The sequence below is a fragment of the Inquilinus sp. genome (assembly GCF_039594555.1).
Lineage (GTDB): Bacteria > Pseudomonadota > Alphaproteobacteria > DSM-16000 > Inquilinaceae > Inquilinus.
Genome location: NZ_JBCNNF010000552.1, coordinates 1 through 3666, shown reverse-complemented (window position 1 = coordinate 3666; position 3666 = coordinate 1). Strand labels below are relative to the sequence as shown.

Annotated in this window: 2 protein-coding genes and 1 pseudogene; all 3 read left to right on the top strand. The window is 68.5% G+C overall.

Annotation, left to right across the window (positions count from 1 at the left end; translation table 11 throughout):
• Positions 1 to 125 (top strand): helix-turn-helix domain-containing protein (locus ABDW35_RS33800; RefSeq protein ID WP_343718238.1); only part of this gene is annotated, 125 nt, incomplete at its 5' end.
• A 30-nt stretch (positions 126 to 155) separates the two neighbouring features.
• Positions 156 to 2486 carry a PAS domain-containing sensor histidine kinase gene (locus ABDW35_RS33795; protein WP_343718237.1) on the top strand — a complete coding sequence of 777 codons (2331 nt, stop codon included), beginning with the start codon at positions 156 to 158 and terminating at the stop codon, positions 2484 to 2486.
• A pseudogene (locus ABDW35_RS33790) lies at positions 2476 to 3639 on the top strand (sigma-54 dependent transcriptional regulator); the annotation flags it as partial. The gene ABDW35_RS33795 and the pseudogene ABDW35_RS33790, both read left to right, overlap by 11 nt.
• Between the last annotated feature and the right edge of the window lie 27 nt (positions 3640 to 3666).

The window sequence follows — 3666 nt, the reverse complement described above, 5'->3', positions numbered from 1 at the left end:
CGCTGAGCCTGGCCGCCACCCGCGGCAACCAGATCCGCGCGGCCGAGCTGCTGGGCCTGAACCGCAACACCTTGCGCAAGAAGATCCGCGAGTTAGACATCCCGGTGGTCCGTGGCCTAAGCTAGGTTCCCACTCAGCATGTAGAACCGTTCTCCATGACCACCAACGCCGCGAGCCCGACCTCCCTCTGGCGGCAGCTGTATCAATGGGCCACCCGGATCGGGCTGGAGAACAAGCTGGCGGTGGTGCTGATCTTCGCCGCCGCCGCCTCCGGCATCGCGACCTACACCGCGCTCAGCAGCAACTCCCTGTTCGGCAAGGATGCCGACCGGGTGACGCTGCTGCTGGTCTTGGACCTGACCATCCTGCTGATGCTCGGCGCCATCGTGGCGCGGCGGCTGGTGGCGATCTGGGCGGCGCGCCGGCGCGGATCGGCCGGGTCGCGGCTGCATGTGCGGCTGGTGGCGCTGTTCGCCGTGGTGGCGGTGGCGCCGGCCATCCTGGTCGCGATCTTCTCCGCCGTGATCTTCAACATCGGCGTGCAGACCTGGTTCTCCGAACGGGTGTCGACCGCGGTCAACGAATCGCTCTCGGTCGCCCAGGTCTATCTGGAGGAGAACCAGAAGAGCATCCGCTATGCCGCGCAGAGCATCGCCTACACGGTCGAACGAGCCTACGCCCAGTATCCGGAGTTCATCTCCGGCAACCGGTCCGCGCTGATCGGCATCCTCAGCAGCATGACCTCGACCTACGGCATCCCGGATATCCGGATCATCGACCGCAAGGGCCAGGTGATCGCGGAATCGGCCTTCGCCAAGGGCCTGAAGCTGGAGATGGTGGGCCAGGAGCATTTCGAGCGGGCGATGTCGAACGACAGCACCGGCTATGGCCCGGTCGAGCTGATCGTCGACGGCCAGAGCGACCGGGTGCGCGCGCTGACGCGGCTGAACGGCTTTCCCTTCGACGCCTTCCTCCTGATCGGCAAGCAGGTGGACCCGGAGGCGCTGGCCTATGTCGAGCAGACCAAGGGCGCCGTCGCCGACTACCGCGCCCTGGAGGGGCGGCGGTCGCAGCTGCAGCTGATCTTCACCGCTATCTACGTCACCGTCGCGGTGCTGCTGCTGATGGCCGCGGTGTGGATCGGCCTGGTCTTTGCCGACACGCTGGTGCGGCCGCTGCGCGAGCTGATCATGGCGTCGGAGCGGGTGCGGGCCGGCGACCTGTCGATCCGGGTCCAGGGCAGCGACAGCACCGACGAGCTCGGCAGCCTGGCGCGGTCCTTCAACCGCATGACCAACCAGCTGGAGAGCCAGCGGCGCGAGCTGATCGAAGCCAACCGCCAGCTGGACCAGCGCCGGCAGTTCACCGAGACCGTACTGTCCGGCGTCTCGGCCGGCGTTCTGGGCCTGGACGAGGATGGCCGCGTGCATCTGCCGAACCGCTCCGCCACCGAGCTGCTGGGCCGGTCGGTCGACGAGCTGGTCGGCCATCCGCTGGAGTCGGCGGTGCCGGAGATGGCGGAGCTGCTGGAGAGCGCCCGCAGCCGCCAGGGCCGCGTGGTCGAGGGCCAGGTCAAGGTCCGCCGCCACGGCGAGATGCGCACGCTCCTGGCCCGCATCGCCGCGGAGCGGTTGGACGGCGAGATCCGCGGCTTCGTCGTCACCTTCGACGACGTCACCGAGCTCTTGTCGGCGCAGCGCAAGGCGGCCTGGGCCGATGTGGCCCGCCGCATCGCGCATGAGATCAAGAACCCGCTGACCCCGATCCAGCTCTCGGCGGAACGGCTGAAGCGCAAGTATCTCAAGCAGATATCCGACGATCCTCAGACGTTCATCACCTGCACCGAGACGATCGTGCGGCAGGTCGGCGACATCGGCCGGATGGTCGACGAGTTCTCGGCCTTCGCCCGCATGCCGACGCCGGTGATGAAGGCGATCGACCTGTCGGAGACCTGCCAGCAGGCGATGTTCCTGCAGCGCAACGCCCATCCGAAGGTCAGCTTCTCCTTCAGCCAGCCGGACGACCGGCCGACGGTGCCCTGCGATTCCCGGCAGCTGTCGCAGGCGGTCACCAACCTGCTGCAGAATGCCGCGGACGCGATCGACGGCCGCATCGCCGAGGGCCGCGACCTGCCGAAGGGGCAGGTGCGGATGGTGCTGGACTATGCCGATGGCGAGGCCTGGATCACGGTCGAGGACAACGGCAAGGGCCTGCCCACCGTCGACCGTGACCGGCTGACCGAACCCTATGTCACCACCCGCGCGAAGGGGACGGGATTGGGCCTCGCCATCGTGAAGAAAATCATGGAGGATCACGGCGGCCGGCTGGTCCTGGAGGACCGCCCGGGCGGTGGGGCCCGGGTGAGCCTCGTCTTTCCGTTGGAACAGGCGGGCGTGCCGGCCGTTCCAACCGGCGACGAGCCGGGCGCATCGTCCGTTCAGGTGACGGCTGCGGGCTCCAAGGACGCGGTGGGCCATGGCGCATGACATTCTCGTCGTCGACGACGAGGCGGATATCCGGATGCTCATCTCGGGCATCCTCGACGACGAAGGCTATACGACCCGGGAGGCCGGCGACACGACGCAGGCGCAGCACGAGCTCGCCGCGCGTCAGCCCAGCCTGGTGATTCTCGACGTCTGGCTGCAGGGCAGCCCGATCGACGGGCTGGAGCTGCTCGACATCATCCGGCGCGATCATCCGGGCGTGCCGGTGCTGATGATCAGCGGCCACGGCAACATCGAGACCGCGGTCACGGCGATCAAGCACGGCGCCTACGACTTCATCGAGAAGCCGTTCAAGTCGGACCGGCTGCTGCTGATGGTCGACCGCGCCATCGAGGCGGCCCGGCTGCGGCGCGAAAACGCCGAGCTGAAGCTGCGCGCCGGCACCGAGGTCGAACTGATCGGCCATTCGCCGATGATCGGCCAGCTGGCGCAGCAGATCGAGCGCGTGGCGCCGACCGGAAGCCGGGTGCTGATCACCGGCCCGGCCGGCGTCGGCAAGGAGGTGGTGGCCCGGCGGCTGCACGCCTTGTCCAAGCGCGCCGACGGCCCGTTCATCGCCCTGAACTGCGCGGCGATGCATCCGGACCGGCTGGAGGAGGAGCTGTTCGGTGTCGAGGCCATGATCGACGGCGCCATCGCCACCCGCAAGGTCGGCACCTTCGAGCAGGCCCATGGCGGCACGCTGCTGCTGGACGAGGTGGCGGACATGCCGCTGGCCACCCAGGGCAAGATCGTCCGGGTGCTGCAGGAGCAGACCTTCGTCCGCGTCGGCGGCGCCACCAAGGTCGAGGTCGATGTCCGGGTGATCGCGTCCTCGAACCGCGACCTGCCGACCGAGATCGCCGAGGGCCGGTTCCGCGAGGATCTGTACTACCGGCTGAACGTGGTGCCGATCGCGGTGCCGCCGCTGGCCAGCCGGCGCGAGGACATCCCGTTGCTGGCCCGCCATTTCATGCAGCGGGCGGCGGACGGGCAGGGGCTGATGCCCCGGCAGGTCGGCGAGGACGCGATGGCGGCGCTGCAGGCCTATAGCTGGCCGGGCAATGTCCGGCAGCTGCGCAACGTCATCGAATGGCTGCTGATCATGGCGGCGGGCGACAACTCCATGCCGATCCATGCCGACATGCTGCCGCCATGATCAGCAGCCATTCGATGACGTTGC